This window comes from Novosphingobium sp. G106 (assembly GCF_019075875.1).
Lineage (GTDB): Bacteria > Pseudomonadota > Alphaproteobacteria > Sphingomonadales > Sphingomonadaceae > Novosphingobium.
Genome location: NZ_JAHOOZ010000001.1, coordinates 4807077 through 4832500 on the forward strand (window position 1 = coordinate 4807077; position 25424 = coordinate 4832500).

General features: G+C 65.4%; 22 protein-coding genes and 1 pseudogene (1 of these 23 only partly in view). 15 read left to right on the plus strand and 8 right to left on the minus strand.

Annotated features, from left to right (window positions below):
- Positions 1-3: 3 nt before the first annotated feature.
- Together KRR38_RS23210 and KRR38_RS23215 are read right to left on the minus strand one after the other, a co-directional pair.
- Complete coding sequence (locus KRR38_RS23210; RefSeq protein WP_217405842.1) at positions 4-768, minus strand: enoyl-CoA hydratase/isomerase family protein; 765 nt, start codon at positions 766-768, stop codon at positions 4-6.
- A gap of 13 nt (positions 769-781) precedes the next feature.
- Positions 782-2005, minus strand: coding sequence for a CaiB/BaiF CoA-transferase family protein (locus tag KRR38_RS23215; RefSeq protein ID WP_217405843.1), 1224 nt, complete (start codon positions 2003-2005; stop codon positions 782-784).
- Positions 2006-2223: 218 nt separating this feature from the next.
- Here KRR38_RS23215 and KRR38_RS23220 point away from each other — a divergent pair, with 218 nt between their 5' ends.
- Positions 2224-5700: an indolepyruvate ferredoxin oxidoreductase family protein gene (locus tag KRR38_RS23220; protein ID WP_217405844.1), complete on the plus strand. Its 3477-nt coding sequence runs from the start codon at positions 2224-2226 to the stop codon at positions 5698-5700.
- Here KRR38_RS23220 and KRR38_RS23225 read toward each other — a convergent pair whose 3' ends face one another.
- On the minus strand, positions 5701-6150 hold the full coding sequence (locus tag KRR38_RS23225; RefSeq protein WP_217405845.1) for a GbsR/MarR family transcriptional regulator: 450 nt from the start codon (positions 6148-6150) through the stop codon (positions 5701-5703).
- A gap of 145 nt (positions 6151-6295) precedes the next feature.
- On the opposite strand from KRR38_RS23225, the gene KRR38_RS23230 reads away from it, so the two are divergent.
- The 5 genes from KRR38_RS23230 to KRR38_RS23250 are packed head-to-tail and all read left to right on the plus strand — an operon-like array spanning position 6296 to position 10022.
- The gene (locus KRR38_RS23230; RefSeq protein WP_309141125.1) at positions 6296-7054 is read left to right on the plus strand and encodes an SDR family NAD(P)-dependent oxidoreductase; all 759 of its coding nucleotides are present in this window, start codon (positions 6296-6298) and stop codon (positions 7052-7054) included.
- An 11-nt stretch (positions 7055-7065) separates the two neighbouring features.
- Positions 7066-7572, plus strand: a complete 507-nt coding sequence (locus KRR38_RS23235; RefSeq protein WP_309141126.1) for a nuclear transport factor 2 family protein — start codon at positions 7066-7068, stop codon at positions 7570-7572.
- Positions 7573-7613: 41 nt separating this feature from the next.
- Positions 7614-8111 (plus strand): nuclear transport factor 2 family protein, encoded by a 498-nt coding sequence (locus KRR38_RS23240; protein WP_217405846.1) that lies wholly within the window; start codon positions 7614-7616, stop codon positions 8109-8111.
- Between the two features lie 55 nt (positions 8112-8166).
- Positions 8167-9201 (plus strand): zinc-binding dehydrogenase, encoded by a 1035-nt coding sequence (locus KRR38_RS23245; RefSeq protein WP_217405847.1) that lies wholly within the window; start codon positions 8167-8169, stop codon positions 9199-9201.
- Entirely contained in the window at positions 9201-10022 is an 822-nt protein-coding gene (locus KRR38_RS23250) for a sugar phosphate isomerase/epimerase (protein WP_217405848.1), read from the plus strand. The genes KRR38_RS23245 and KRR38_RS23250 overlap by 1 nt, the downstream gene beginning before the upstream one ends.
- Here the strand turns inward: KRR38_RS23250 and KRR38_RS23255 are convergent.
- On the minus strand, positions 10001-10864 hold the full coding sequence (locus tag KRR38_RS23255) for a LysR family transcriptional regulator (RefSeq protein ID WP_254514942.1): 864 nt from the start codon (positions 10862-10864) through the stop codon (positions 10001-10003). The two genes, KRR38_RS23250 and KRR38_RS23255, sit on opposite strands and share 22 nt — an antisense overlap.
- Before the next feature lie 111 nt (positions 10865-10975).
- Here KRR38_RS23255 and KRR38_RS23260 point away from each other — a divergent pair, with 111 nt between their 5' ends.
- The 5 genes from KRR38_RS23260 to KRR38_RS23280 are packed head-to-tail and all read left to right on the plus strand — an operon-like array spanning position 10976 to position 15918.
- A complete protein-coding gene (locus KRR38_RS23260) occupies positions 10976-12577 on the plus strand; it encodes a carboxyl transferase domain-containing protein (protein WP_217405850.1) in 1602 nt (533 codons plus the stop codon).
- Between the two features lie 13 nt (positions 12578-12590).
- Positions 12591-14528, plus strand: coding sequence for an acetyl/propionyl/methylcrotonyl-CoA carboxylase subunit alpha (locus KRR38_RS23265; protein WP_217405851.1), 1938 nt, complete (start codon positions 12591-12593; stop codon positions 14526-14528).
- A gap of 7 nt (positions 14529-14535) precedes the next feature.
- Positions 14536-14901, plus strand: a complete 366-nt coding sequence (locus tag KRR38_RS23270; RefSeq protein WP_217405852.1) for a TfoX/Sxy family protein — start codon at positions 14536-14538, stop codon at positions 14899-14901.
- A 2-nt stretch (positions 14902-14903) separates the two neighbouring features.
- Positions 14904-15359, plus strand: a complete 456-nt coding sequence (locus KRR38_RS23275) for a MaoC family dehydratase (protein ID WP_217405853.1) — start codon at positions 14904-14906, stop codon at positions 15357-15359.
- 25 nt (positions 15360-15384) lie between these two features.
- Positions 15385-15918 (plus strand): SgcJ/EcaC family oxidoreductase, encoded by a 534-nt coding sequence (locus tag KRR38_RS23280; protein WP_217405854.1) that lies wholly within the window; start codon positions 15385-15387, stop codon positions 15916-15918.
- Here KRR38_RS23280 and KRR38_RS23285 read toward each other — a convergent pair whose 3' ends face one another.
- The 3 genes from KRR38_RS23285 to KRR38_RS23295 all read right to left on the minus strand — a co-directional run bounded on the left by KRR38_RS23285 (position 15919) and on the right by KRR38_RS23295 (position 19969).
- Complete coding sequence (locus KRR38_RS23285; RefSeq protein ID WP_217405855.1) at positions 15919-16323, minus strand: nuclear transport factor 2 family protein; 405 nt, start codon at positions 16321-16323, stop codon at positions 15919-15921.
- Positions 16324-16381: 58 nt separating this feature from the next.
- Entirely contained in the window at positions 16382-18901 is a 2520-nt protein-coding gene (locus tag KRR38_RS23290; protein ID WP_217405856.1) for a TonB-dependent receptor, read from the minus strand.
- A 285-nt stretch (positions 18902-19186) separates the two neighbouring features.
- Complete coding sequence (locus tag KRR38_RS23295; protein WP_217405857.1) at positions 19187-19969, minus strand: IclR family transcriptional regulator; 783 nt, start codon at positions 19967-19969, stop codon at positions 19187-19189.
- 119 nt (positions 19970-20088) lie between these two features.
- On the opposite strand from KRR38_RS23295, the gene KRR38_RS23300 reads away from it, so the two are divergent.
- From KRR38_RS23300 to KRR38_RS23315, 4 genes and pseudogenes are all read left to right on the plus strand, one after another.
- Positions 20089-21666, plus strand: a complete 1578-nt coding sequence (locus KRR38_RS23300; RefSeq protein WP_217405858.1) for an acyl-CoA synthetase — start codon at positions 20089-20091, stop codon at positions 21664-21666.
- 137 nt (positions 21667-21803) lie between these two features.
- A complete protein-coding gene (locus KRR38_RS23305; protein ID WP_217405859.1) occupies positions 21804-22928 on the plus strand; it encodes a MaoC family dehydratase N-terminal domain-containing protein in 1125 nt (374 codons plus the stop codon).
- Positions 22929-23061: 133 nt separating this feature from the next.
- Positions 23062-24279: a CaiB/BaiF CoA-transferase family protein gene (locus KRR38_RS23310; protein WP_217405860.1), complete on the plus strand. Its 1218-nt coding sequence runs from the start codon at positions 23062-23064 to the stop codon at positions 24277-24279.
- A 135-nt stretch (positions 24280-24414) separates the two neighbouring features.
- Positions 24415-25333, plus strand: a pseudogene (locus KRR38_RS23315) (SDR family NAD(P)-dependent oxidoreductase).
- On the opposite strand, the gene KRR38_RS23320 reads toward KRR38_RS23315, so the two are convergent.
- Positions 25330-25424, minus strand: partial view of a VOC family protein gene (locus KRR38_RS23320; protein WP_217405861.1) — the final stretch only. Its footprint extends 766 nt past the window's final position; only the last 95 of its 861 coding nucleotides appear in the window; the start codon falls outside the window, past its right edge; it ends in the stop codon at positions 25330-25332. The pseudogene KRR38_RS23315 and the gene KRR38_RS23320 sit on opposite strands and share 4 nt — an antisense overlap.

The window sequence follows — 25424 nt, forward strand, 5'->3', positions numbered from 1 at the left end:
GGGCTAGTTCTGCGGCACGAGCGTCGCCAGCGCCTCATGCGCCAGGCCGCTGTGCAGTTCGTCAAACATTCGGCGCCGCAGGTCCTTCGCCAGAAGCATCCGTGTATGGCGTAGAAGCGGCAGCGGCAGTTTCGCCAGTTGTGCCGCCAGCTCGCGCGCCCGGGGCATCAGGCCTTCGGGGCTCAGCACCTCTGCTACAACGCCGATCTGCCGCGCTTCCTGAGCCTGGATCCGTTCGCCGGTCAGCAGGAAATAGCGGCCACGGTTGGGGCCGAGCAGCATCGGCCAGACTACGTGAACGCCGTCGCCCGGGATCGCTCCGCCGCTCGGCACGTGGGCGAGATCGGCGAATTCGGCGGTGTCGGATGCCAGCACGATGTCGCAAAGCACGGCAATCTCCGCGTGGATCAGCGCCGGTCCGTTGACCGCTGCCACCATCGGCACAGGTAAGGCCAGCAGGTTGTTGAGGAGTGCCACACCTTCGTCGTAGATACGCGTCCACATCTCGGCGAGGCTGGCTTCGGGATAGGAGAACGCGGGATCGAAGCCTGCAATGAAGCTGTCGCCTGTGCCGGTGAGCAGGATCACGCGGTTCTCGCGGTCGCGCGCGATGTCGAGGAAGGCTTCGCCGAGTTCGCCATGCAGGCTATCGGGCGAGGAGCCCCACTTTGCCGGCCCGCCGCGCGTGTGGAGCGTCATTTCCAGCACGCCGCCCTCGCGGGTGAAGCGGATGCCCGAGTATTTGTCCTGATAGTCGCTGAGTTGCATTGTTTCGCCTCCCTTAAGCGATCGCGCCTTTGGCCTTGAGCTGCTCGATCTCGTCCCATTCGAGGCCGAATTCCATGAGGAAGGTCTCGGTATGCTCCGAGGCCTGCGGGGCGCGGGTCGTGACCAGCGGCTGGTGATCGAACTGCACCGGGCTGCGCACCAGGCGGATCGGCTTGCCGCCGTCGCCTTCAACCTCGAAGATCATGTCGTTGGCCAGCGCCTGCTCGTCCTGCGCAAGGTCCGCGGCGCTCTGCGCAGGGGCCCACTGGCCTTTCAGCGTCTTCAGATGCTCGCGCCAGTAGGCGAATGGCTTGGCGCCGATGGCAGCGGCGATCAGCTTGCCGCCTTCTTCCCAGTTCTCCATCAGCGCATGGACTTCGCTGAAACGCGGATCATCGGCCAGCTCGGGCATTCCCAGATGGGTAAAGGTATCGCGGATATAGCGGCCGGGCTGGAGGTGGCAGAGGTTGATCGTACCGCCGTCCGAGGTCAGGAAATTGCCCATGAACGGATTGCCCGGCGTCGAGCCCGAACGCGGATAAGGCGAGCGGAGCTGGAAGCCGTATTCCATGTTCATCGCCATCGACGAGGCATAGGCCCAGGCCGCCGTGCTCATCAGCGAGACGTCGAGTTCGGTCGTCTGGCCGGTGCGCTCGCGGTGGAACAGGGCTGCGGCGATGCCGCCGGCGATGTTCATGCCGCCGACCGTGTCGCCGAAGGCCGGGATGCCCTGCGACATGATGCCGGGCAGTTCCTCGGGCGTCAGCGCATAGCCGATGCCGCCGCGGGTCCAGAAAGCGGTGCCGTCATAGCCGCCCATCTCGCGTTCCGGACCTTTGTCACCGTGGGCGCTGCCGCGGGCATAGATGATGTTCGGATTTATCGCGCGAATGTGCTCGACGTCGATTTTCAGCTTTTGGCGCGTGGCGGGAAGGAAGTTCGTCAGGAACACGTCGGCGGTCTCGGCGATGCGATAGATCAGCGCGAGCCCTTCGGGGGTGGCGACGTCGATGCCGACGCTACGCTTGCCGCGGTTGGGATGCTCCATGATCGTGTTGCGCGTCGGCGTGATCGGGTGGGCGCCGACGCGGACCAGCCCGCGCTGGGCATCGCCGTGCACGGGATGTTCGATCTTGATCACGTCCGCGCCCCAGTCCGCCATCACCGCGCCGGCCGCCGGCACGAAAGTGAACTGCGCGACTTCGAGGATGCGCACGCCTTCCATTACTTTGGTCATCTCAACCTCTTCCCGTCCCATGCGGCATCGGAATCGCCGCAGCATTCGGCGGCATCATTGCGGCGAGGTGGGTAAATGCAAGCTATCGTTTGCTTGGTCGCCGTGCGGACCGGCCGGCAGGCAAGCCTGCTTGACCGCCGCGGCGCAAGCGCGCTTGCCGCTTGCATAGGCTGCACCCATCTGGAAAGCGCATCGGCTATGCATAGAATGGGGAAACCGTGACCAAGACGGTCGTCACGCTGAACGACAAGTACACGCAAGAGGGCGGGCAGGTGATGCTCTCCGCGCTGCAGGGCGTGGTGCGGCTGCTGCTCGACCAGTCGAAGCGCGACAAGGCGGCGGGGCTCAAGACCGCGGGCTATGTCACCGGCTACCGTGGCTCGCCGATCACCACGCTCGATGCGCAGCTCTGGGCTTCCGAGAAGCTGCTGACCGAGTACGACATCCGCTTCGAGCCGGGCCTCAACGAGGAGCTGGCGGCGACATCGCTGCGCGGCACCCAGCAACTCGGGTGGTACGGCAAGGCCCGTGTCGATGGCGTGTTCTCGCTGTGGTACGCCAAGGGCGTCGGCGTCGAGCGCGCGGGCGAGGCGATCAAGGCGGCGAATTTCGAGGGCACGCACAGGCACGGCGGCGCGCTGCTGCTCTGCGGCGACGATCATGCCGCCAAGTCCTCGCTGACCGCGCACCAGTCCGAGCACGTGCTGGTCACGGCGATGGCGCCGATGCTCTATCCGGCGACCACCGACGAGATCCTGTCGATGGGGCAGCTCGGCTGGGCGCTGTCGCGGGCCAGCGGGCTGTACGTCGGCATGAAGGCGGTGACCGACACGCTCGACCTGTCGACGACGGTTACGCTGCCGGGCCACGATTTTCCGATCCGCATGCCCGATCTTGCGGGCCGGGTGTCGCCGAACCTTAAGCTCAACGCCTCGGCGCTGCAGCAGGAAGAGGCGGTGATCGAGCACCGCCTGCCCATCGTGCCCATGTTCGCCCAGCTCAACCGGCTCGACCGGGTGAGCCACGACGCGCCGACGCGCAGGCTGACCGTGGTTACCGCGGGCAAGGCCTGGCTCGATGTCTGTCAGGCGCTCGCCGACCTGGGTCTCGACGAGGCGAAATGCCGGGCGATCGGGTTGCGGGTGGTCAAGCTCGGGCTGGTCTGGCCGATGGACGTCGGCTTTGCACGCGAGGCCTGCGGCGGCAGCGCCGAAGTGCTCGTCGTCGAGGAGAAGCGCGCCTTCCTCGAAGAGCAGATCGCGCGGATTTTCTACGGCCGTGCCGATGCGCCGGCACTTTCGGGCAAGACGACGCCCGATGGCGCGACGCTGATTTCCGAGATCGGCGTGCTTGATCCCGGTTCGGTGCGCAAGGCGCTGGTGGCGCGGCTTTCGGCGCTCGGCATCCTGACCGATGAAGCCGCGGCGCGCGATGCGGCGCTGCGCGATCTTGAGGAGGGCGCCAAGGGCCTGGAGCGGACCTCGATCCGCGCCGCCTATTTCTGCTCGGGCTGCCCGCACAACACCTCGACCTTGGTGCCCGAAGGCTCGAATGCGATGGGTGCTACTGGTTGCCACGGCCTCGCGCATTTCATGCCCGAGCGGCGGACGATGCAGACTGTCTCGATGGGTCAGGAAGGCATGCCCTGGGTCGGCGCTCAGACTTTCGTCGAGACGCCGCACATGTTCCAGAATCTTGGCGACGGGACCTATACGCATTCCGGCTTCCTGACGATCCGCGCATCGGTGGCGGCGAAAAGCAACGTCACTTTCAAGATCCTCTACAACGATGCCGTCGCGATGACCGGCGGGCAGCCGGCCGAAGGCGCACTCAAGCCCGAGCAGATCATCCACGAACTGGTCGCCGAGGGGGTCAAGCCGGTCGTTCTCGTCAGCGAGGATCCGTCTCGCTTCAACCTAAGCGATCTGCCGCCCGGCACGCGCATCCTACACCGCGATGAACTCGACGCGGTGCAGCGCGAACTGCGCGAAATCCCCGGCACTTCGGTGATCGTCTACGAGCAGACCTGCGCCAACGAGAAGCGCCGCCGGCGCAAGCGCAAGGACTATCCCGATCCCGACAAGCGGCTGTTCATCAACAAGGCGGTCTGCGAGGGCTGCGGCGATTGCTCGGTGCAGTCGAACTGCCTGTCGGTGACCCCGGTCGAGACCGAATTCGGCCGCAAGCGGGCGATCGACCAGTCGACCTGCAACAAGGACTTCTCCTGCATCAAGGGCTTTTGCCCGAGCTTCGTCGAAGTGTCGGGCGGCACGCTGGCCAAGCGCAGCTTCGACGATGCGGCGCTGGCGCGGCTGGTCACGACCTTGCCCGAGCCCGCGGTCCTGGACGTATCGGGCAAGCCGCTGGCGATGCTCGTCACCGGCATCGGCGGTACCGGCGTGCTGACCGTTGGCGCGATCATCGCGATGGCGGCGCACCTCGAAGGCAAGGCCGCCAAGGTGCTCGACCAGACCGGCATGGCGCAGAAGGGCGGCGCGGTCACAAGCCACATCCGCATCGGCCAGGACACCGCCGCGATCCCTTCGGCGCGCCTGGGAACCGGCCAGGCGGACCTCGTCATCGCCTGCGACCTGATCGTCGGCTCGGCGCCCGACGTGCTGACCCTGGCTCGGCCCGATACCCATGTCCTCGCCAACGAGGACGTCACGCCCACCGGCGAGTTCCAGACCAACCGCAACCTCGATCTCACCGCCAGCCGGTTTATCAGCGCGATCGCGAAACGCGTCGCGCCCGAGAACATCGCCACCTTGCGCGCCGGCGCGCTGGCCGGGCGGTTGCTCGGCGATACGATCTTCACCAACCTGATGATGGTGGGCTTCGCCGCGCAGAAGGGGCTGCTGCCGGTATCGCTAGGCTCGATCGAAGAGGCGATCCGGCTCAACGGCGTCGCGGCCAAGGCGAACCTCAACGCGCTCGCGCTCGGCCGTCTTGCCGCGCACAGCGCCGCCGACCTGTTCGACCTGGCCGACGCTTCGGCCCATGCCACGCCGCTGCCGCGCACTTTCGCCGAAGTGGTCGAGAGCCGTACGAAGCTGCTGACCGCCTACCAGAACGAAGCCTACGCGGCCGACTATCGCGCGTTCCTGGGCGAGATCGAAGCAGTGCTCAAGACGCGTGGCAATGTGGACGGCGAACCCTTCATGGTCGAAGTCGCCAAGGGCCTCGGCAAGCTGATGGCCTACAAGGACGAATACGAAGTCGGCCGGCTCTACAGCGATCCCGCCTTCCTCGAAGGCCTGCGCGATCAGTTCTCCGGTGATCCGAAGCTCAAGATCAACCTCGGCTCGCCGCTGATTTCGTGGAGCAAGGATGCCAAGACCGGGCGTCCGAAGAAGGTTGCGATCCCGGGCTGGCTGGCGCTGCCGGCATTCCGCCTGCTGGCGAAGCTCAAGGGTCTGCGCGGCACGCCTTTCGACCTGCTCGGTTGGCAGGCCGACCGCAAGCTCGAGCGCGCGCTGATCGGCGAGTACCGCGACCTGATCCGCCAAGTGGCCGCCAAGGTCGCTCCCGCTAACTTGCACACCGCGGTCGAACTCGCCGCGGCGGCGGACCTGATCGCCGGCTACGGCCCGGTCAAGGAGCAGGGTGTCGCGGCTTACCGCGCGCGGGTGGCCGAACTGCTGCCGAAGTTGGCCGAGGCCGAGGAGGCGAAGGCCGAACGCGTCCCGGCCTGATCAGTCCCGGAACTCGGGCCGTTCGTAGACCTCCTCGATCGCCTCGCGCATCGCGTCGAGGAAAGCGGCGACCCCGGTCAGGCGGTTCTTCACCGCGGCGCTCTCCACCGGCTGGCGCATCATCAGCGCCGCCATCGTGCCCATCATCGCCGCCTGGTCGGTGAACGGGCCATAGCGTTTTTCCGGCGCCGAATAGAGGATCTGCTTGGTCCCCGGCTGGCTGTGACGGCGGGCATTGCCATATTGCTCCAGCTCGCGCGCGGCGACGCTGGCGATCGACTTGGCGACGCCGACATGCTCGCTGATCTCGTCGAGAGTCGCCGGTTGTTCGCGCAGCAGCAGGTAGGCGAAGATTCGCGACACATTCCGTGACCAGCCCCAGGGCGCCATCAGCGACGCCACTTCGTCCATGAACCGCCGGTCGGATTCGGAAGGGAAGGCTTTTGACATATTCGGAATTTCATGAATATATCACGACCATTGGACGAATCAAGTATTGATGCCAGTCTCGCTGGCAACCAAAGACGGGAGAGTTGAAAGGCCATGGCCACTACCGAACTAGCTACGAAGTATGGCCCCTGGGCGGTGATCACCGGTGCGTCGGACGGCACCGGCTTGGCCTTCGCCAGGCGCCTGGCCGGACAGGGGGGTCAATCTGATCCTCATCGCGCGTAGCGCCGACAAGCTCAAGGCCGCCGCCGCAGAACTCACGGCGCTGGGCGTTGAATGTGTGACCGCCTCGGTCGATCTTTCCGCCACCGATGCCGCGGCGCAGATCGCCAAGGCGGCGGGCGACCGCGAAGTCGGACTGCTGATCACCAATGCCGGTGCCGATCCCAACGGCTCGCGCTTCCTCGACAAGGACATCGCGGCCTGGGATGGCCTGGTGACGATGAACGTCAACACGACGATGCACCTCGCCCACCATTTCGGCCAGGGTATGAAGGCGCGCGGGCGCGGTGGCATGATCCTGGTGAGCTCGGGAGCCTGCTATGGCGGCATGCACGGGATAGCGGCCTATTGCGCCTCGAAGGGTTTCGTCCTCAACTTTGCCGAAGGACTCTGGGCTGAACTGCGGCATGTTGGCGTCGATGTCCTGACGCTGGTGCTCGGCCGCACCGACACGCCTTCGCATCGCAAGATCCTCGAAGAAAGCGGACAGGCCATTCCCGAGGACATGGCGACGCCCGAAGACGTTGCGGAAGTCGGTCTGCGCCAGCTGCCGCATGGCCCGATCTGGAACTGGGGCCAGGAGAACGACGTCACCGGCTATGCGTCCGGTTCGCCCGACGATCGTCGCGCGAAGATCGTCTACATCGAGCAGATGATGCCGAGCTACGACACCAACGGCTAGAGAGACCAACCGTGAGCAACGAAACCACGCTGCGCGAAGTGGCGGACCGTCAGGCGATCACCGATCAGATCTATCGCTATTGCCGGGCGATGGACCGGATCGATCACGAACTCGGCTATTCGATCTGGCATGAGGACGGCGTCGCCGACTACGGCGCGGATACGTTCCAGGGTACGGGCCGGGGCTTCATCGACTGGGTGTGCGAATCGCATCGCCCTCTGCTCGCCCATTCGCACCAGGTGACGAACATCATCATCGATCTGGATGGCGACAAGGCGGGCAGCGAAGCCTACGTCACCGCCACCTTGCGGATGGAACGCGGCGGCAAGCAGATGCAGATGAGCGTGTGGAGCCGCTATATCGATCAGTGGTCGAAGCGCGGCGGGCGATGGGCCATCGACAAGCGAGTGACCGTGATGGACTTCGATGAAGTCCGCGAGGTGACCCCGATGAAGCAGCACACGGTGGCCAGCCGCGACCATAGCGATCCGTCCTATGTCGCTTTGCCGACCCGCTGACCAAGGCAGCGGCCGATCCATACCAAAGGCGGAAAACAGCCATGACCCTATCGCCCACCGAAGTTGCCGACAAGCTGGAGATTGCCGACAAGATCTACCGCTATTGCCGATCGGTCGACCGACTCGACGTTCCTGTCGGTCATTCGGTGTTCCACGCGGACAGCGTCGCCGATTTCGGCGAGTCCTATGTCGGCACGGGCCGCGGCTGGATCGACTTCATCTGCGAGGAGCACAAGAAGTTCCTCTATCACTCGCACCAGGTCACCAACGTCATCATCGAGCTGTCGGGCGAGACCGCGGGCAGCGAATCCTATGTCTATGCCTCGCTGCAGCGGCAGGACGGCGACAAGGTGGTCCAGCATGAATTCTGGGCGCGCTATGTCGACAAGTGGTCGAAGCGCGGCGGCGACTGGGCGATCGACCGGCGCGATTGCATTGTCGATTACGGCGTGATCCGCGAAGTCACGCAGCTTCCCGGCAATCCGGCCAGCCGGCGCGACCGCGACGATCCGTCCTATGACGTGCTGACGCGGAGCTGATTTGCCATGCAGCGTTACCGCAGCGATCCCTCTTACAAGTGTTGAGAACCACCCGATGAAAGCAGCCTATTTCCAGGACGGCAAAGTCCATGTCGGCGAGATGCCCGAACCTACGCCCGGCAAGGGCCAGGCCTTGGTTCGCACGCATAGCTGCGGGCTCTGCGCCTCCGACGTGCACTTCCTTCACGCTGGCCAGAACATCATCGACCTGTCGCGCCGGCTCGGCGGGCCCTATGCGGCGCTCGACTTCGCACGGCCGTTCGTGCCGGGGCACGAATTCGTCGGCGAGGTGATCGACTACGGCCCGGGCAGCAAGCGCACCGTCAAGGCGGGCCGCAAGGTCACTTCGGTGCCGATCATGCGCCAGGACGGCGCACACAAGGTCATCGGCTACAGCCACGAATGCCCGGGTGGCTTCGGTGAGCTGATGCTGCTCGACGAAGAGATCATGATCGAGGTGCCGTCGGACCTCAACGACGACTATGCCGCGATGGTCGAGCCGATGGCGGTCGGCTTCGAGCATGCCCGGCGCGGGAATCCGACCAAGGACGACGTGGCACTGGTTATCGGCTGCGGCGCGATCGGGCTGGGCGTGATCGCCAGGCTCAAGCTGATGGGCATCGCGCCGATCGTCGCCGCCGATTTCCATCCCGGTCGCCGCGAGCTGGCGATCAAGGCGGGCGCGCATATCGCCGTCGATCCGCGCGAGATCAGCCCCTATGCGCCGCTGCCCGATTTCGGAAACCGCCAGGTCAATCTGATCTACGAATGCGTCGGCCAGAAGGGCATGCTGCAGCGGATCATCGAGGCGGCGCCGTTCGATGGACGTATCGTCATGGGCGGCTACTGCATGGACGAGGAGCCGCTGTTCGTTTTTGCCGCGCAGAACAAGCGGCTGAACGTTCAGTTCGCCGGCGGCGAGGAGCCGCAGGACATGGAACTGGCGCTGCGCTCGATCGCCGAAGGCAAGATCGACGTGACGCCGTGGTTGGGTGCGCGCGTGGGCCTGAGCGGCGTCGAGAAGACGCTGGCCGAGATGTCGGGGCCGCTGGCACCGGTGCGCACGGTGGTCGATCCGCGGATGCTGTGATGACGCGGGCCGTGACGCCATTGCTGTCGCTCGACAGCCTGACGCTCACGGCCACGCGGCCATCGGACCTCATCCGCGCGGCGGGCGCGGCGGGGTTCGATCTCGTCAGCCTCTGGGTGCAGCCGCCACCGATCTATCCAGAGGCGCTGGTGACGTCGGCGGAAGCGCGCGAATGCGCGGCGCTGCTCGCGGACGGCGTGGTGAAGGTGCAGGCGCTCGAAGTGTTCGATCTGACGACGCTGGCCGATCTCGATCTCTACCGGCCCGCGCTCGAACTCGGCGCTCGGCTCGGCGGGACCACGGCGCTGGTCTACAATCTCACCAATCCCGACCGCGGCGAGGTTGTCGAGGTGCTGGCCGCCTTTGCCGTGCTCGCCAGCGAATATGGCCTCGCGACCAATCTCGAACCCGTCGTGATGGGCCGCACGGCAACCCTCGGGCAGGCCGCATCGCTGGTCGAGGCATCAGGCGCCGACGTCGGCCTGCTCTACGACCTCTGGCACTTCGTCCGCGCCGGCGGGACGGCGGCGGACCTGACCGGAATTGCGCCGGGCCTGATCCGCTATGTCCAGGTCAACGATGGGCTGGCGGCGATCCCGGCCGAGCAGCTCATCCCCGAATCGATCGGCGAGCGGCTCTATCCGGGCGAGGGAGAGTTTCCGCTTGTGGAACTCCTCAAGGCCGCACCGCGTGATGTGCCCTGGGCGATCGAGACGCCCAGCCTGCGGCGGGCGAATGTCGGCGTGACCGGCGAGGCGCAGGCGATCGAGACGCTGGCTCTCCTGCGGGAACTCGTCGCTCAGACAGCTTGGGAGCGATAGTGCTCACGGAGCAGCGTGAGGAACGCGCTGTCCGCATGGGCCGCATTTTCGCTCCCCGCAGCATAGAGGACGCCTATATCGCGCGTCAGGTCGAAGTCGGCGACGCGGACCATGCGAACCATGGGATCGGCGAAGCTTTCCGGCATCATGCCCACGCCCTGGCTGGCGCGGACCACGGCCAGCACGCGCTGGTCGCTGGTGGTCTTGAGCACAAAGCGCGGGCGCACCCCGCGCGCGGTGAAGAAGCGGTCGATCTCGGGCAGAGCCTCACAGTGACGGCGGACGACCATGCGATCGCCGGCCAGGTCTTCGGGCTCTACCACGTCGGCCTCGGCCAGCGGGTGATCCTGCGGCAGGACCATCAGGTAGCGTTCGCGGGCCAAAAGTTCGGGTCGGAAGCGCGAATGATGCGGGCGGATGACCGTCAGCGCCAGGTCGATCCGGCCCCTGTCGAGCCGCTCTGCCAGGTCGCGCTCACTGCCGTCGAGCAGCTCGAGCACTTCGCCGCTGCCGGCCGCGCCGTGGCGGGTGAGCAGGTGCTCGACTGTCGAGGTGGGGATCGTGTTCAGCACCCCGACGCGCAGCACGGAGGGCTCGGGCGCATGTTGCAGGTCTTGCAGCGCCAGCTCGTATTCGGCGGCGATGCGGCGGGCACGGGCCAGGAAGCGGCTGCCCGCGGGGGTCAGCGCGACACCCTGGCGGTCGCGGTCGAACAATCGCGCGCCGAGCTGGCGCTCGAGCTTGGCGATGCCCGCCGACAGCGTCGGCTGGGTGACGCTGACCGCTTTGGCGGCGCGGCTGAAGTTACCGGTCTCGGCCACGGCGAGAAAGTAGCGCAGCATATATTGGTCTATCATAGATACTGTCTATTACGCGGGCGCGATTCTTTCAATTTCCGCGGAAGCGCAGGCGGGGCTAGATAGCCGGCGACAAGCGACACGAGAGGACCTTCGATGAGCGCGCCCGTGCTCCAGACCGCACTCAACCTCGACAGCCCCGAAGCCCAGACCCGCGCCGCGCACAACCGCGCGCTGGCTGCCGAACTGCGCGAGCGCGTCACCGTCGCGGCGCTCGGCGGCAATGCCAAGTCGCGCGAGCGGCATACGTCTCGCGGCAAGCTGCTCCCGCGCGACCGCGTCGAACGCCTGCTCGATCCGGGTTCGCCGCTGCTCGAGATCGGCCAACTCGCCGCCTATGGCGAATATGGCGAGGACATCCCCGGCGCCGGCATGATCGCCGCGATCGGCCGCGTCTCGGGCCGCCAGTGCATGATCGTCTGCAACGACGCGACGGTGAAGGGCGGCACCTACTACCCGCTGACGGTCAAGAAGCACCTTCGCGCGCAGGAGATCGCCGAGGCGAACAACCTGCCGTGCATCTACCTGGTCGACAGTGGTGGAGCCAACCTGCCGCACCAGGCCGAGGTCTTCCCCGACCGCGACCACTTCGGCCGCATCTTCTTCAACCAGGCGAACATGAGCGCCAAGGGCATCCCGCAGATCGCCTGCGTCATGGGCTCCTGCACCGCGGGCGGCGCCTATGTGCCGGCGATGAGCGACGAGAGCGTGATCGTTAAGGAGCAGGGCACGATCTTCCTCGCCGGCCCGCCGCTGGTGAAGGCCGCGACAGGCGAGGAGATTAGCGCCGAGGATTTGGGCGGAGGCGATCTGCACAGCCGCAAGTCGGGGGTCACCGACCACTTGGCTGAAGATGACGAGCACGCGCTGACCATCGTGCGCGACATCGTCTCGCACCTGGGCCCGCGTCACCGGCACGGGCTGGAACTGCGGGAACCCCGCCCGCCGAAGTATGCGGCCGAGGAACTGTACTCGGTGATCCCCGACGACGTCCGCGCGCCCTACGACGTGCGCGAGGTGATCGCCCGCGTGGTCGATGGCAGCGAGTTCCACGAGTTCAAGGCGCTCTACGGCTCGACCCTGGTCTGCGGCTTCGCGCATATCCACGGCATGCCGGTGGCGATCCTCGCCAACAATGGCGTGCTGTTCTCCGAGAGCGCGCAGAAGGGCGCACACTTCATCGAGCTCGCCTGCCAGCGCAAGATCCCGCTGCTGTTCCTCCAGAACATCTCAGGCTTCATGGTCGGCGGCAAGTACGAGGCGGAAGGCATCGCCAAGCACGGCGCCAAGCTGGTCACCGCCGTCGCGACCGCGACCGTGCCCAAGATCACCGTGCTGATCGGCGGCTCCTTCGGCGCGGGCAACTACGGCATGTGCGGCCGTGCCTATGCGCCGCGCTTCCTGTTCACCTGGCCCAACGCGCGCATCTCGGTGATGGGCGGTGAGCAGGCGGCGTCCGTGCTGGCGACCGTCCACCGCGATGCCGACAAGTGGACGCCAGAGGAGGCCGAAGCCTTCAAGGCGCCCGTGCGGCAGAAGTACGAGGACGAGGGCAATCCCTATTACGCGACGGCACGGCTGTGGGACGATGGGGTGATCGATCCCGTGCAGACGCGCGATGTGCTGGGGCTGGCACTGGCTGCGAGCCTCGAGGCGCCGATACCCGATCGGCCGCAGTTCGGTGTGTTCAGGATGTGACGAGGAAAACGCTATGATCAAATCCCTCCTCATCGCTAATCGCGGCGAGATCGCCTGCCGGATCATCCGCACCGCGCGTCAGCTCGGTATCCGTACCGTTGCGGTCTATTCCGACGCCGATGCCAAGGCGCTGCATGTGCACGAGGCAGACGAGGCCGTGCACATCGGCCCCTCACCTGCGCGCGAGAGCTATCTCGTCGGCGAGAAGATCCTGGCTGCAGCAAAAGCCACGGGCGCGGAGGCGATCCATCCAGGCTACGGTTTCCTGTCGGAAAACGCCGAGTTCGCGCAGAGCGTCATCGACGCCGGCCTGATCTGGGTCGGGCCGAAGCCTTCGTCGATCACCGCGATGGGGCTCAAGGATGCGGCAAAGAAGCTGATGGCCGAGGCCGGCGTGCCGGTGACGCCGGGCTACATGGGCGCGGACCAGGACCCGGCGCTGCTCGCCGCGGAAGCGGGCAAGATCGGCTATCCGGTGCTGATCAAGGCGGTCGCCGGCGGCGGCGGCAAGGGGATGCGGCTCGTTGAAAAGGCTGAGGATTTTGCCGACATGCTGGCCTCGTGCCAGCGCGAGGCGGCTTCGTCCTTCGGCAATGCCCACGTGCTGATCGAGAAGTACATCCTCTCGCCGCGGCACATCGAGGTGCAGGTGTTCGGCGACAGCCACGGCAATGTCGTTCACCTGTTCGAGCGCGATTGCTCGCTGCAGCGGCGGCACCAGAAAGTCATCGAGGAAGCGCCCGCACCGGGCATGGATGCTGCAACTCGCGAAGAGCTTTGCTGCGCAGCAGTGCGTGCAGCAAAAGCCGTCGACTACGTCGGCGCGGGGACGATCGAATTCATTGCCGACGGGTCCGAAGGCCTGCGCGCCGACCGTATCTGGTTCATGGAAATGAACACGCGCCTGCAGGTCGAGCACCCGGTGACCGAGGAGATTACCGGCGTCGATCTCGTCGAGTGGCAGCTGCGTGTGGCGAGCGGTGAACCGTTGCCGCTGCAGCAGGACGAACTGTCGATCGACGGCTGGGCGATGGAAGCGCGGCTCTATGCCGAGGATCCCGAGAACGGCTTCCTGCCTTCCACTGGGACCGTTTCGACATTCGATATCCTGGCGCCAAATCGAACCGAGACCGGAATCGCGAAAGGCGATACAATATCTCCGTTCTACGACCCCATGATCGCTAAGATCGTGGTCCACGACATGAATCGGTACGAGGCGATCAAGAAGCTGCACAAGGCCTGCAGGAACACCCAGGTTTCTGGAGTTAAAACGAACGCGGGATTTTTGGCACGGCTCGTTGGGCACGCAGATTTTGCCGCTGAGAACCTTGATACGGGCTTCATCGAGCACCACTGGCCGGATTTGGAACGCCCGAAGCGACTCCGCGAGGACTTACTCGACGATGCGGTAACCGTGCTGCTCGCAATGAGCCTCTCGCCCATGCGTGGGCACTGGCACGGGCCTTCGATTGAGCATTCCTACTACGACCGCTTTGAGGCAGAGCCTTGGCGTCAAACGTTTGGCTTTCGTTTGAACGCGGATTGGGATCACACGATTGCGATGAATGTTGAGGGCGACACCGTTCGGCGGGAGTTGCCGGATGATTATTTGAGCCGGCGGATCGAAGCCCGTTCCCGGTCGGATGGCGGTGTAGTTTTTCGCGAAGGCGAAGCGCTGATCGTAGGCAACCGTTGGGATAACTCCCACGGCGGGCATGGTGGCGATGGCGCGATCCTCTCGCCGATGCCGGGCAAGATCATCGCGGTCGAAGTCGCGCAAGGTGACACGGTCACCAAGGGCCAGAAGCTGCTCACGCTCGAGGCGATGAAGATGGAGCACACGCTGACCGCACCGTTCGACGGCGTCGTCGCCGAGCTCAACGCGAGTGCTGGCGCGCAGGTTCAGGTCGAGGCGCTGCTCGCGAGGATCGAGGCGGCTGCCGAGGAATGAGCCGCCAATGACCAATCGAGGCTCCGAACTCGTGGACTGGGTGGCCGAAGCCATGGAGCCCGTCGGCACGGTCACGTCGCGCAAAATGATGGGCGGGCACACGCTCTACTGCGACGGCGTGGTCTTCTGCATCGTCGCTTTCGACCAGCTCTGGTTCAAGGGTGATGCCGAGAACGACGCCGAATGGGATGCGGCGGGCTGCGAGAAGTTCCGCTACGATCGCGAGGGCAAGACCGCGACGATGAACTATCGTCTCGCGCCCGAGGAAGCCTACGACGATCCCGACGAACTGCGCCGCTGGGCCGGGCTGGGACTCGCGGCGGGCCGCCGCGCCGCGGCGAAGAAGAAACCGCGTAAAAAGAAGGAAAGCTGACGATGCCGGGCCGCTATTTCGATGAATGGACCGTGGGCGACAGGATCGTCCACCAGCCGAGTCGCACCGTGACCGAGACCGACAACCTGATGTTCTCGGCGATGACGCACAACATGCAGCCGCTGCATCTCGACGCCGAATATGCCAGGGCCAGCGAATTCGGCCAGATCCTGGTCAATTCGACTTTCACTTTCAGCCTGGCCGTTGGCCTGTCGATCGCCGACACCACGGTGGGCACGCTGATCGCCAATCTGGGCTTCGACAAGGTGGTCACTCCCAAGCCGACCTTCATCGGCGATACGCTGACCTGCTCGACCGAAGTGGTCGAGATGCGCGAGTCCAAGTCGCGGCCGGGGCAGGGGATCGTCACCTTCAAGCACGAGCTGACCAACCAGCGCGGCGAAGTGGCGCTGACGATGCTGCGCACGGCCTTGCTGAAGCCGAAGCCTTCCGCCTAAGCTCGCCCGAAAGGGAGAGCCGAGCATGACCGATCTCGTCGCGATAGAATGCGCGATCCGCCAGCTCCACGGGCGCTATGCCGATGCGCTGTGGCGCAAGGACCCGGATAGCTTCGCGGCGCTTTTCGCGGTCGATGCCGAATGGAAGGTCGCCGGCATGCACATGCGCGGGCGCGAGGAGATCCGCGAGACTTTCGCGCGCTTCATGGTCCACACCGGGCGGACGCTGATGACTTTCCGCTCGCCGATCGTCGAGCTGGTCGACGGAATGGTGACCGCGCGCACCTATGTGACCGAGCAGAACAAGTTCGCGAGCGGGCAGAGCGCCGATACGATCGGCATCTACTATGAGCGCTTCGTCGAGGAAGATGGCGCGCTGCGGTTCCGCTACCGCCACTGGAACATGTACTACATTGGCCCGCCGGACCTCACCGCGAAGTACTACGACGTGCGCGATTATGGCCCGCCGCCGGGCTTCCCCGGGCCTGACGATCCGACGACGGTGCGGACCGACTTCCTGTTCACCGATGCCGAGGGGAAGGCTTCGGCGACGCCCTAGCTACTTGGCGAAGAATTCTGCCGCCGACTGCGTGTCGAGGTATTCCTTCACCCGCCAGACCAGTCCGTCGCGGAAGGTGAAGAGATAGTGGTACATGTTGGTATAGACGCGCCCGTCGGGCAGCGTGCCTTTCGTCTCGGCCTCGACCGCCACCCGGTCGCCCTCGGCGGTGATGTCGCCGAAGGTGGTCTCCACCCCGCCGACGAAGATGCTGGGGCTGGCCATGTAGGCGCAGATCGCCTCGCGGCTCTTCTCGCCGCAATAGGCAAAGAGGTGCGGTTTCCCCAGCGTCCAATAGGTCCCCTCGGGGTGCATCAGCGCGGCGAAGGCCGGCCCGTCGTGCTTGCCCGAGGCTTCGAGCAGCGCGAGCGCCTTGCGCTTGTTGGCTTCGGTATCGGTGCTCATGCTTGCGTCTCCCACGGCGTGCCGGCGTCATGGCACGCCGCAGGAGATCGCGGCAAGATCAGTAGCGGACGGTAGCCTGCAGCGCGATGGTGCGCGGCAGCGTCGGCGTGCCGATGATGTCGGACAGAGCGGCGCAGCCCGCCTGGAACGCAGCGGTGCAGCTCGTCTGGGTCGTGCCCTTGCCGCTGCCGGTGCCGGTGCGGTCGATGCCGTTGATCAGGTTGCGCTTGTCGGTGAGGTTGCGGCCGATCACCGCAAACTCCCAACGCTTGTCTTCCGAGAAGAACCGCAGCGTCGCGTCGAGCTTGGCATAAGCGCTCTGGTAGGCGAGCGGCTGGTAGTTGGTCCCGTACTCGTAGGCGCCCGAGTAGGAGCCGTCGACCGAGAGGCCCATCATCAGCCCATTGGTGACCAGCGTCTCGTAATAGCCGCCGAAAGTCGCGGCGAATTCGGGCGCCTTGCGCAGGCGCTGACCCGAAAGATTCTGCGCAGTGTAAATGCCGGTGGCCGTGTTCTGCACGAGGTTGCAGCCCAGCGCGAAGGTTTGGCCATTGTAGCAATCGGCATTGTCGAACTTGCGGTACTTGGCGTCGTTGAAGGCCCCCGTCGCGTGCAGGCTTAGGCCAGGTATCGCGTTCGGGCTGTAGCGCAATTCTGCCTCGATGCCGCGGACCCGCGCCGAACCCGCGTTCTGCAGGCGGAAGGCGCGACTGATCGTGTCGAACACCGAAACCTGGAAGCCCTTGTAGTCGTACCAGTAGCCGGTCAGGTTGAAGGTCACCTGGCGATTGGCGAAGCGCGACTTGAGGCCCAGCTCGCCGCCCTTGACGTGTTCGGGCAGGAAGATCTGGCCTTGCGCCCGCCGGGCGGAAGCTGCCGCAACCTGCGCCGCCGTCGCGGTGGGCGAGGCGAAGATGGCGCCGCCGGTATAGCCCGCGTCGAAGCCGCCTGACTTGAAGCCTTCCTTGTACGAGGCGAACAGCATGATGTCGGTCGCCGGCTTCCAGGTGACGGTGATTTCCGGCGAGAAATCGTTGTACGACAGGCGCGGATTGGGGCCGCCGCGATAGTCGGGCAGCTTGGTCACGTCGACGCCGGGCAAATAGACGCCCGCCGAAGTCTGTGCGACGGTGTAGTCGAGCAGATTCTTGACCTCGTGCGTGTAACGCGCGCCTGCCGTGAGCTGGATCTGGTCCGTGGCGTCCAAGATGAGCTGGCCGAAGCCCGAATAGCTTTCCTGCTTCTGGTGCGTCGATTCGATCGGCAGGCGGGTGTTGGCCGGCACGGGCGTGGCGGGAAGCGCGGGCGACAGCGTCGCAACGAACGGCTGGACGATGATCGTCGAGGTGAAGAGTTTGCGATCCTCATAGAAGCCGCCGGCGAGGAAGTTGATCGGCCCGTCGAAGGATGAGGCCAGGCGCAGTTCCTGGGTGACCTGGTCGCTCGAGAAGCCCACGGCGAATACGTTGTTGGAGTAGGGGCCGTAACCGCCGTTCGAGGTCAGGTCTTCGGTGATCCGGTAATAGCCGGTGACCGAGGTCAGCTTCAGCGTGTCGGTGACGTTCCAGTCGAGCTGGCCGCTCAGCAGCGTCTGGTTGTTGGTGCGGCTGCCGTTCGGGTTCTTGAACAGCGGGCTCACCGCCATGGTCGAAGGCAGGATCTGCGAGATCAGGATGTGGCCGTCGTTTCTGCAGTTCGCAGGCGTCTCGCCGGGGCGCTGCGGCGTGCCATAGGGGCAGCCGGTGATGTCCGAGAAGTTCGAGGAGCCGCCGATCATGTCGGTATCGGTGAAGGTCGCCTTGAGCCGCACCGAGACGCGGTCCGAGGGCTTCCAGGTCAATGTGCCGCGGAAGAACAGTTCCTTCTGGTCGGGGAAGCGGCTGATATCCATGGGGATCGTGCCCGGGCCGGTCGGCGTGTCGATCTTCATGTAGCCGTCCATGTCCGAATAGCGTGCGGCGAGGCGGAGGCCAACGGTGTCGGACAGCGGCGTCGAGAACATGCCCTCGACGTATTTCTCGCGCGCGGTGAACTCGTAGCCGCCGCGGAGCATGGCTTCCATGCGCTCGCCCGGATCGGCCGTGGTCAGCGAGATGATGCCGCCCGGGCTGTTCTTGCCGAAGAACAGCGCCTGCGGGCCGCGCAGCACTTCGATCTGCTTGAGGTCCAGCTGAGCGGCGCGCAGGATCTGCGCGGAACTGATCGGCACGCCGTCGACGTTCGAGGACACGGCCTGGTCGATGAAAGCCATAGAATCGCCCGAGCCGATACCGCGCAGCGAGATCGTGCCGCCCATCGCGCCCGACGATTCACCCGTATAGAGCCCTGGGGTCAGCGACTGGATCGAAGCGACGCCCTTGACGCCGTAACGGTCGAGCAGCGCGTCGTTGAGCACGGTCAGCGCGACGGGGGTTTCCTGCGCGGTCTCCTGTCGGCGGCGGGCGGTGACGATGATGTCGCCTTCGCCGGATACTTCGCCAGCCTGCGGCTCGGCATCGGACTTCTGCGCTAGTGCCGGTGTTGCGCCGATAGTTGCGAGCAGCGTGCAACCGCTCAGGAACCAGTTCTTGCACCTCATCCCATTTCCTCCTTGGCAATCGTTCTTGTTTTGCATCGCTCGCGCGGCGGTTCCTTGACCTTGCGCAAAGTTACCGCGAGCAAAAACCCGCGGCATTAGTCTGTCGATGTTCAATCAGTCGCGGGCATCCGGCCTATTTTCGCCTACCGGTCAGCGCGACGGATCGCTCCAAGTCTCATCCCTTGGGGACATGTTCCTAAGAGGCTGAATGATACGCGGCAATATCCTATGGACGATTTTTGGAACCGAAGAGCTCGACTGTGCCCATATTGCAACGGCGGGCCGTTATCCGCCCAGTTGCGTCGTCAGCGTCTGGGCCGCGCCGAGCAGCGCCTGTTCGAGTTCGGGTAGGCCGCTGCGCTTCAGGGCGGAGCCGAGGCCGATGGCGACGAGCGCGTGGCTTGGGCGTCCGACCGCTTTCCATACCGGCGCAGCGAGGACGGTCACGCCCGCGATGTAATGGCCCTCGTCGATGCCGAAGCCCTGGGCGCGGGTCTGGGCGACCTGTTCCTTCCATTCGTCGAAGCTCGGAGGGTCGTCCCACCGCAGAGGCTTGAAACGGGCCTCGAGCTGGGCCTCGGGATAGTCGCCGAAGGCGGCGATGCAGCGACCAGTGGCGCTGATAAGCGCGGGGAAGCGGCTGCCGACCTGGACACTGACCTGGAACGCGCCGGCCTGCGACACGGCAACCGCGATGATCCGGTCGAGCCCGAAGATCTGCACGGCGAGCATGGTCACGCCGAACTTCTGAGCCAGCCGGTCGAGCGCGGGTTGGGCGAGGTCGGGCACTTCGTCGCGTCGCAGCCATTGCCGCGCGAGCGTCAGCACGCCGGCGTCCAGCGCATAGCGCTTGGTGTCGGCGTCGAACGAGACCAGCCCCTCGGCCACCAGCGCGCGCAGCACGTAAAGGCAGGTCGACGGGACCAGGCCGAGTTCGCGCGCGATCGGCTGGAGGCCGAGAGGCACTTCGCTCTTACCCAGCAGGCGCAGCACCGCCGCTGCTCGCGAGATGGCGGGGGCCTTGCTGTCCTTTACGGCCTTGGCGAGTTGGGCTTCAGGGTCATTCATTCAATATATTGAATACCATTCTATATTTGCAATAGCAAGCGCGATCTGGCATTTGCCCTCTCGTCCGGGCGGTGACACGATCTGCTCGCCTGCAGAAAACAAATGATTTTGGTGGACCGATGCCCAAGCTGACCGAAATGACGAGCTATTCGGACGCCCAGGCGCATGCCAATTCGGCCGCGCTATGGGAGCTGTTCGACGGCGACCGCGAGCATCTGAACATCGCGCACGAATGCATCACCCGGCACGCCGACGGTTCGGGCCGCGCCGCCGTGCGCATCGCTCATGCCGACGGCAGCGACGAAATCCTGAGCTTCGACACGATCTCGGCCGGCGCCGCGCAGTTCGCCCACTGGCTCGACGCCCAGGGCATCCAGCAGGGCGACCGTATCGCCTTCATGCTCGAGCCGAGCCTGCCCTTCTACGTCTGCCTGTTCGGCGCGATGCAGACGGGTGCGATCTCGGTGCCGCTGTTCACGCTTTTCGGCCCCGATGCGCTGCGCCTGCGCGTCGGCGATTGCAACCCGACGATCCTGATCACCAATGCGGAAAAGGCCGAGCTTGCCCGCGGTGCGGTCAATGTCGACGGCAGCCCGCGCGTCGTGGTCGCCGACCAGGGCCTGCTCGACGAGATCAAGCAGTACCCGGAGACCTATACGCCGAAGACCAAGGCCAACGACATGGCCGTCTTCCAGTACACCAGCGGCACCACGCGCGAGCTGCCCGAGGCGGTCAAGCATTCGCATCGCACGCTCGTCACGCTGATGTTCGCGGCGCTCTACGGCACCGGCATCCGCCCGGGCGACGAGTTCTTCTGTCCGTCGAGCCCGGCCTGGGGCCACGGCCTGTGGCATGGTACGCTCGCCCCGCTCGCGATGGGCGTGACAACGGGCACTTTCGCCGGGCGCTTCGATCCGGTCCGCCTGATGAAGGGCCTCGACGATTTCGGCATCACCAATATGTCGGCCGCGGCGACCCACTACCGGATGATGAAGAACTCCGGGAAGGGCGGCGACTACACGTTCCACTTCAAGAAGCTGAGTTACACCGGCGAGCCGATCGACCCGGCGACGCTCGAATGGGTCGACGAGTATTTCAAGGTCCCGGCCTGCTCGATGTACGGCACGACCGAGATCGGCGTCGTGCTGGTCAACTATCCGGGCGCCGAGGACTTCCATGTGAAGCCCGGCTCGCTCGGCAAGCCCGTTCCGGGACAGAAGCTGGAAGTGCAACGCCCCGACGGGTCGCAAACCGACGCGGGTGAGATCGGTGAACTGATGCTCTGGCGTGGTGGCGGGTGGATGACCACCAAGGATCGCGCCAAGACCGATGCAGACGGCTACTTCTACCACTGCGGCCGCGCCGACGACGTGATCATCTCGGCCGGCTGGACGATGTCTGCGGTCGAGATCGAGAACACCATGCTGCGCCACGAGAACGTCCTGGAATGCGGCGTGATCGGCGTGCCCGACGAGAAGCGCGGCCAGGTGGTCAAGGCCTTCGTCGTCGCCAACCGCGAAGGCAGCGACGAGTTCACCAAGGAACTGCAGGACTTCACCCGGGAACGCCTGGCCCAGCACGAGTTCCCACGGATCGTCGAATACGTATCCGAATTGCCCAAGAACCCCGCCGGCAAGGTGCACCGCAAGATGCTCCGAGACCAGGAAGCCGCGAAAGCGGCGGCCTTGGCCGGATGACCTTTTACCCGTCCCCGTCATCCCGGGCTTGACCCGGGACCCCGCTTTTTTCCGCGACGTCGCAAGGAAGCGGGACCCCGGATCAAGTCCGGGGAGACGGACCAGAGATTTGAATTCAGGATTTAGGAGAAGAGACAATGGCAGCCAAATTCCCCAAGATCACCGAGGAAGGCCTTGCCTCCCTGCGCCAGCGCATCGGCGTGCGCATCGAGAACACGGTCGAGCCTTGGAACTACGAAGCTTCGCGCGACGCGATCCGCCACTATGCCCACGGCATCGGTGACGACAACCGCCTGTGGACCGATCCCGACTACGCGAAGAACACGCAGTACGGTAACATCGTTGCGCTGCCGAGCTTCCTGTTCTCGACCAACCGTATCATCTCTGGCTACTCGGGCGGCCTCTCGGGCGTCCACGCGATGTGGGCCGGCGCCGACTGGACCTGGCACAAGCCCGTCCTGCGCAACGACGTGATCTCGTCGGAAGCGCACCTCAAGGACCTGGTCGAGCACCAGACCAAGTTTGCCGGCCGCTCGTTCCAGCAGATCTACCACGTCGACTTCTACAACCAGCACGGCGACCACGTCGCCGGCGCGGACAGCTGGGTCTTCCGTACCGACCGCGACGAAGCGCGCGAGCGCGGCACGAAGTACACCGAAGCCCGCGGCCGCGTTGAGCCCTTCACCGAAGAGCAGCTGGCCGAGTTCTCCGAATACTACGCGAACGAGGAAGTCCGCGGCGCGACCCCGCGCTATTGGGAAGACGTGCAGGTTGGCGACACCCTACCGCGCATGATCAAGGGGCCGATGACGGTCACCGGCTTCATCGCCTATGCCCAGGGCTGGGGCGGCCTCTACATCCGCGCCAACAAGATGGCGTGGAAGATGCAGGTTGCGCACCCGGGTCTCGGCATCAAGAACCGCTTCAATGTGCCCGACTGCCCCGAGCGCGTGCACTGGGACGAGGACTTCGCCCTCGAGGTCGGCGCCCCGGGCGCTTACGACTACGGCCCAGAGCGCTGCTCGTGGCTGACGCACCAGATGACCAACTGGATCGGCGACGATGGCTTCCTGCACAAGTCGAGCTGCCAGATCCGCCGCCACAACCCGGACGGCGACGTGATCTTCATCGACGGCACGGTCACCAAGAAGTTCGAAGAGAACGGCAAGAAGTACGTCGAGGTCGAACAGAAGGCGACGACGCATCGCGGCGAGCTTTCGGCCTTCGGTACTTCGGTTGCTCAGCTGCCCACCAAGGGCTGAGCCCATACCAGATCGTCACGCCCTCCCGGTCGCGCTTCTCGCGCGGCCGGGATCGGTCGTTTCAGGCCACCTCGTCTTCGCGCCGGCGAGGATTGAGATAGACCCTCAAGGGGCATAGAGCGCGGGAGAGCTTATGACAGATACCGAAACTCCCGCTCCTTCCTGGCCCGGCCCGCTTGCGGGCATCCGCGTGCTCGATTTCACCCGCGTGCTTGCCGGGCCGGCCGCGAGCCTCGCGCTGGCCGATCTAGGTGCCGAGGTGATCAAGATCGAACCGCCGGGCAGCGGTGACGAGACGCGCGACTTCCCGCCGATCCGCGAGGGCGAGAGCCACTATTTCCTCAGCATCAACCGCGGCAAGAAGAGCATCGTCATCGATCTCAAGTCTGAAGCCGGTCTGGCCCTGGCACGGGACCTGGCGGCGAAATGCGACATCGTGGTCGAGAACTACCGCCCCGGCGTGATGGACCGCCTGGGCCTTGGCTACGAGGCGCTCTCGGCGGCCAATCCCAAGCTCATCTACTGCGCGATCTCGGGCTACGGCCAGACCGGACCGCTCAAGGACCGCCCTTCGTTCGACATCGTGCTCCAGGCCATGTCGGGCGCGCTTAGTGTCAATGGCGAGCCGGGGCAGCAGCCGACCAAGCTCGGCATTCCGCTCGGCGATCTCGTCGGCGGGATCAATGGTCCCATTGCGATCCTCGCCGCGCTGCATGAGCGCAATACGACCGGGCGAGGACGCTATATCGACATCAGCCTGATGGACGGCCTCGTTGGCATGCTCGGCTACATCGCCCAGCTCGCCTGGTTCAACGGCGAGGATCCCAAGCCGCAGGGTTCGCAACACCCCAACCTCGTGCCCTACGGCGCCTTCCCGGCAAAGGACGGCTCGATCATCGTCGCCTGCCTGACGAACAGTTTCTGGGGTAAGATCTGCGACGCGCTCGGTTGCCCCGAGAACACCGCCGATCCGCGCTACGATTCGATCACCAAGCGCCGCGAGGCCCGCGTCGAGGTCAACGCGATCGTCTCCGCCTTCACGCAGGACAAGACGGTCGCCGAGCTGATCGAGCTGTTCACGAAGTATGAGGTGCCCCACGCGCCGATCCTCGGCGTGACCGAGGCGCTGTCGCAGCCGCAGACCGTGGCGCGCGAGATGGTGGTCGAGGTCGATCACCCGGTGTTGGGCACGATCCCGATCGTCAACCGCCCGATCAAGTTCGACGAGAAGCAGCCCAAGCCGGCCGCGCCGCCGGTGCTTGGGCAGCACACCGACGCGATCCTGGCCGAGGTGCTGGGGCTGACCGCGGAGCAGATTGCCGAATTGCGCAGCGGCGGGGCCGTAGCCTAACCACACTTGCCTCGTCGCCCCTGCGCAGGCAGGGGCCTAGATAGGCTCTCCTCGTCGACCCACCGTCGGCATCAGGACGAGATGTCAGATGGGCCCCTGCCTGCGCAGGGGCGACGAATTGGGAGAACAGGTGCCATGTCCGAATTGCGTTTCGACGACCGCGTTGCCGTGATCACGGGCGGGGGGCAGGGGGCTCGGCCGCGCCTATGCGCTGCTGCTGGCCTCGCGCGGCGCGAAGATCGTCGTCAACGATCCGGGCGTCTCGATGTCGGGTGATGCCACCGAAGAAGGCCCGGCCGATGCACTGGTCGCAGAAATCCGCGCTGCGGGCGGCCAGGCCGTCGCCAGCCTCGACAGCGTCGCCACGCCCGAGGGCGCCAGGGCCATCGTCCAGACCGCGCTCGACGCTTTCGGCCGCGTCGACATCCTGATCCACAGCGCCGGCAACGTCCGCCGCGGTCTGCTGACCGAGATCGCCTACGAGGATTTCGAGTCCGTGGTCTCGGTCCACCTGCGGGGCGCCTTCCACATGGTGCGTGAGTGCTTCCCGCACATGACCGCGCAGAATTATGGTCGCATCGTCCTGACGGGATCGATCAACGGGCTCTACGGCAAGGCCAACAATGCCAGCTATTCGCTGTGCAAGGCCGGTTTCATGGGCTTGTCGAACACCGCGGCGATCGAGGGCGCCGAAGCCGGCATCAGGAGCAACGTCATCATCCCCGCCGCCGTGACGCGCATGTCCGCCGGGATCGACACCAGCCAGTTCCCACCGATGGAGCCCGAGATGGTCGCCCCGGCCGTGGCCTGGCTGTGCCACGAGGACTGCTCGATCTCGGGCGAGATGCTGGTCGCGATGGGCGGCCGCGTTGCCCGCGCCTTCATCGCTGAGAGCGAGGGCATCTTCCGCAAGGACTGGACGATCGAGGACGTCGCCGGCGACATCGCCGCGATCCGCGCAGCGGAAAAGCCGCTGGTCTTTGCGCCGGCACCCAAGGGCGAGCTCGAGCACCTGCTGTTCGGGTTCGACATGGCGAGGAAGAACGGGGCCTAACCCTTCACGTACCAGTGCCGCGCCCCATCGAGCACTAGCTCGTGGGTATAGTGACTGCCCTCCGGGATGGTTTCGGCCGTAAGCTTGCAGG

Coding starts and splice junctions, on each gene's coding strand:
- KRR38_RS23240 (WP_217405846.1), top strand. CDS start 7,614: ATGACCCTATCGCCCACCGAAGTTGCCGACAAGCTGGAGATTGCCGAC.
- KRR38_RS23255 (WP_254514942.1), bottom strand. CDS start 10,864: ATGCTGCGCTACTTTCTCGCCGTGGCCGAGACCGGTAACTTCAGCCGC.
- KRR38_RS23210 (WP_217405842.1), bottom strand. CDS start 768: ATGCAACTCAGCGACTATCAGGACAAATACTCGGGCATCCGCTTCACC.
- KRR38_RS23260 (WP_217405850.1), top strand. CDS start 10,976: ATGAGCGCGCCCGTGCTCCAGACCGCACTCAACCTCGACAGCCCCGAA.
- KRR38_RS23265 (WP_217405851.1), top strand. CDS start 12,591: ATGATCAAATCCCTCCTCATCGCTAATCGCGGCGAGATCGCCTGCCGG.
- KRR38_RS23280 (WP_217405854.1), top strand. CDS start 15,385: ATGACCGATCTCGTCGCGATAGAATGCGCGATCCGCCAGCTCCACGGG.
- KRR38_RS23305 (WP_217405859.1), top strand. CDS start 21,804: ATGGCAGCCAAATTCCCCAAGATCACCGAGGAAGGCCTTGCCTCCCTG.
- KRR38_RS23215 (WP_217405843.1), bottom strand. CDS start 2,005: ATGACCAAAGTAATGGAAGGCGTGCGCATCCTCGAAGTCGCGCAGTTC.
- KRR38_RS23300 (WP_217405858.1), top strand. CDS start 20,089: ATGCCCAAGCTGACCGAAATGACGAGCTATTCGGACGCCCAGGCGCAT.
- KRR38_RS23245 (WP_217405847.1), top strand. CDS start 8,167: ATGAAAGCAGCCTATTTCCAGGACGGCAAAGTCCATGTCGGCGAGATG.
- KRR38_RS23250 (WP_217405848.1), top strand. CDS start 9,201: ATGACGCGGGCCGTGACGCCATTGCTGTCGCTCGACAGCCTGACGCTC.
- KRR38_RS23290 (WP_217405856.1), bottom strand. CDS start 18,901: ATGAGGTGCAAGAACTGGTTCCTGAGCGGTTGCACGCTGCTCGCAACT.
- KRR38_RS23310 (WP_217405860.1), top strand. CDS start 23,062: ATGACAGATACCGAAACTCCCGCTCCTTCCTGGCCCGGCCCGCTTGCG.
- KRR38_RS23270 (WP_217405852.1), top strand. CDS start 14,536: ATGACCAATCGAGGCTCCGAACTCGTGGACTGGGTGGCCGAAGCCATG.
- KRR38_RS23295 (WP_217405857.1), bottom strand. CDS start 19,969: ATGAATGACCCTGAAGCCCAACTCGCCAAGGCCGTAAAGGACAGCAAG.
- KRR38_RS23225 (WP_217405845.1), bottom strand. CDS start 6,150: ATGTCAAAAGCCTTCCCTTCCGAATCCGACCGGCGGTTCATGGACGAA.
- KRR38_RS23275 (WP_217405853.1), top strand. CDS start 14,904: ATGCCGGGCCGCTATTTCGATGAATGGACCGTGGGCGACAGGATCGTC.
- KRR38_RS23285 (WP_217405855.1), bottom strand. CDS start 16,323: ATGAGCACCGATACCGAAGCCAACAAGCGCAAGGCGCTCGCGCTGCTC.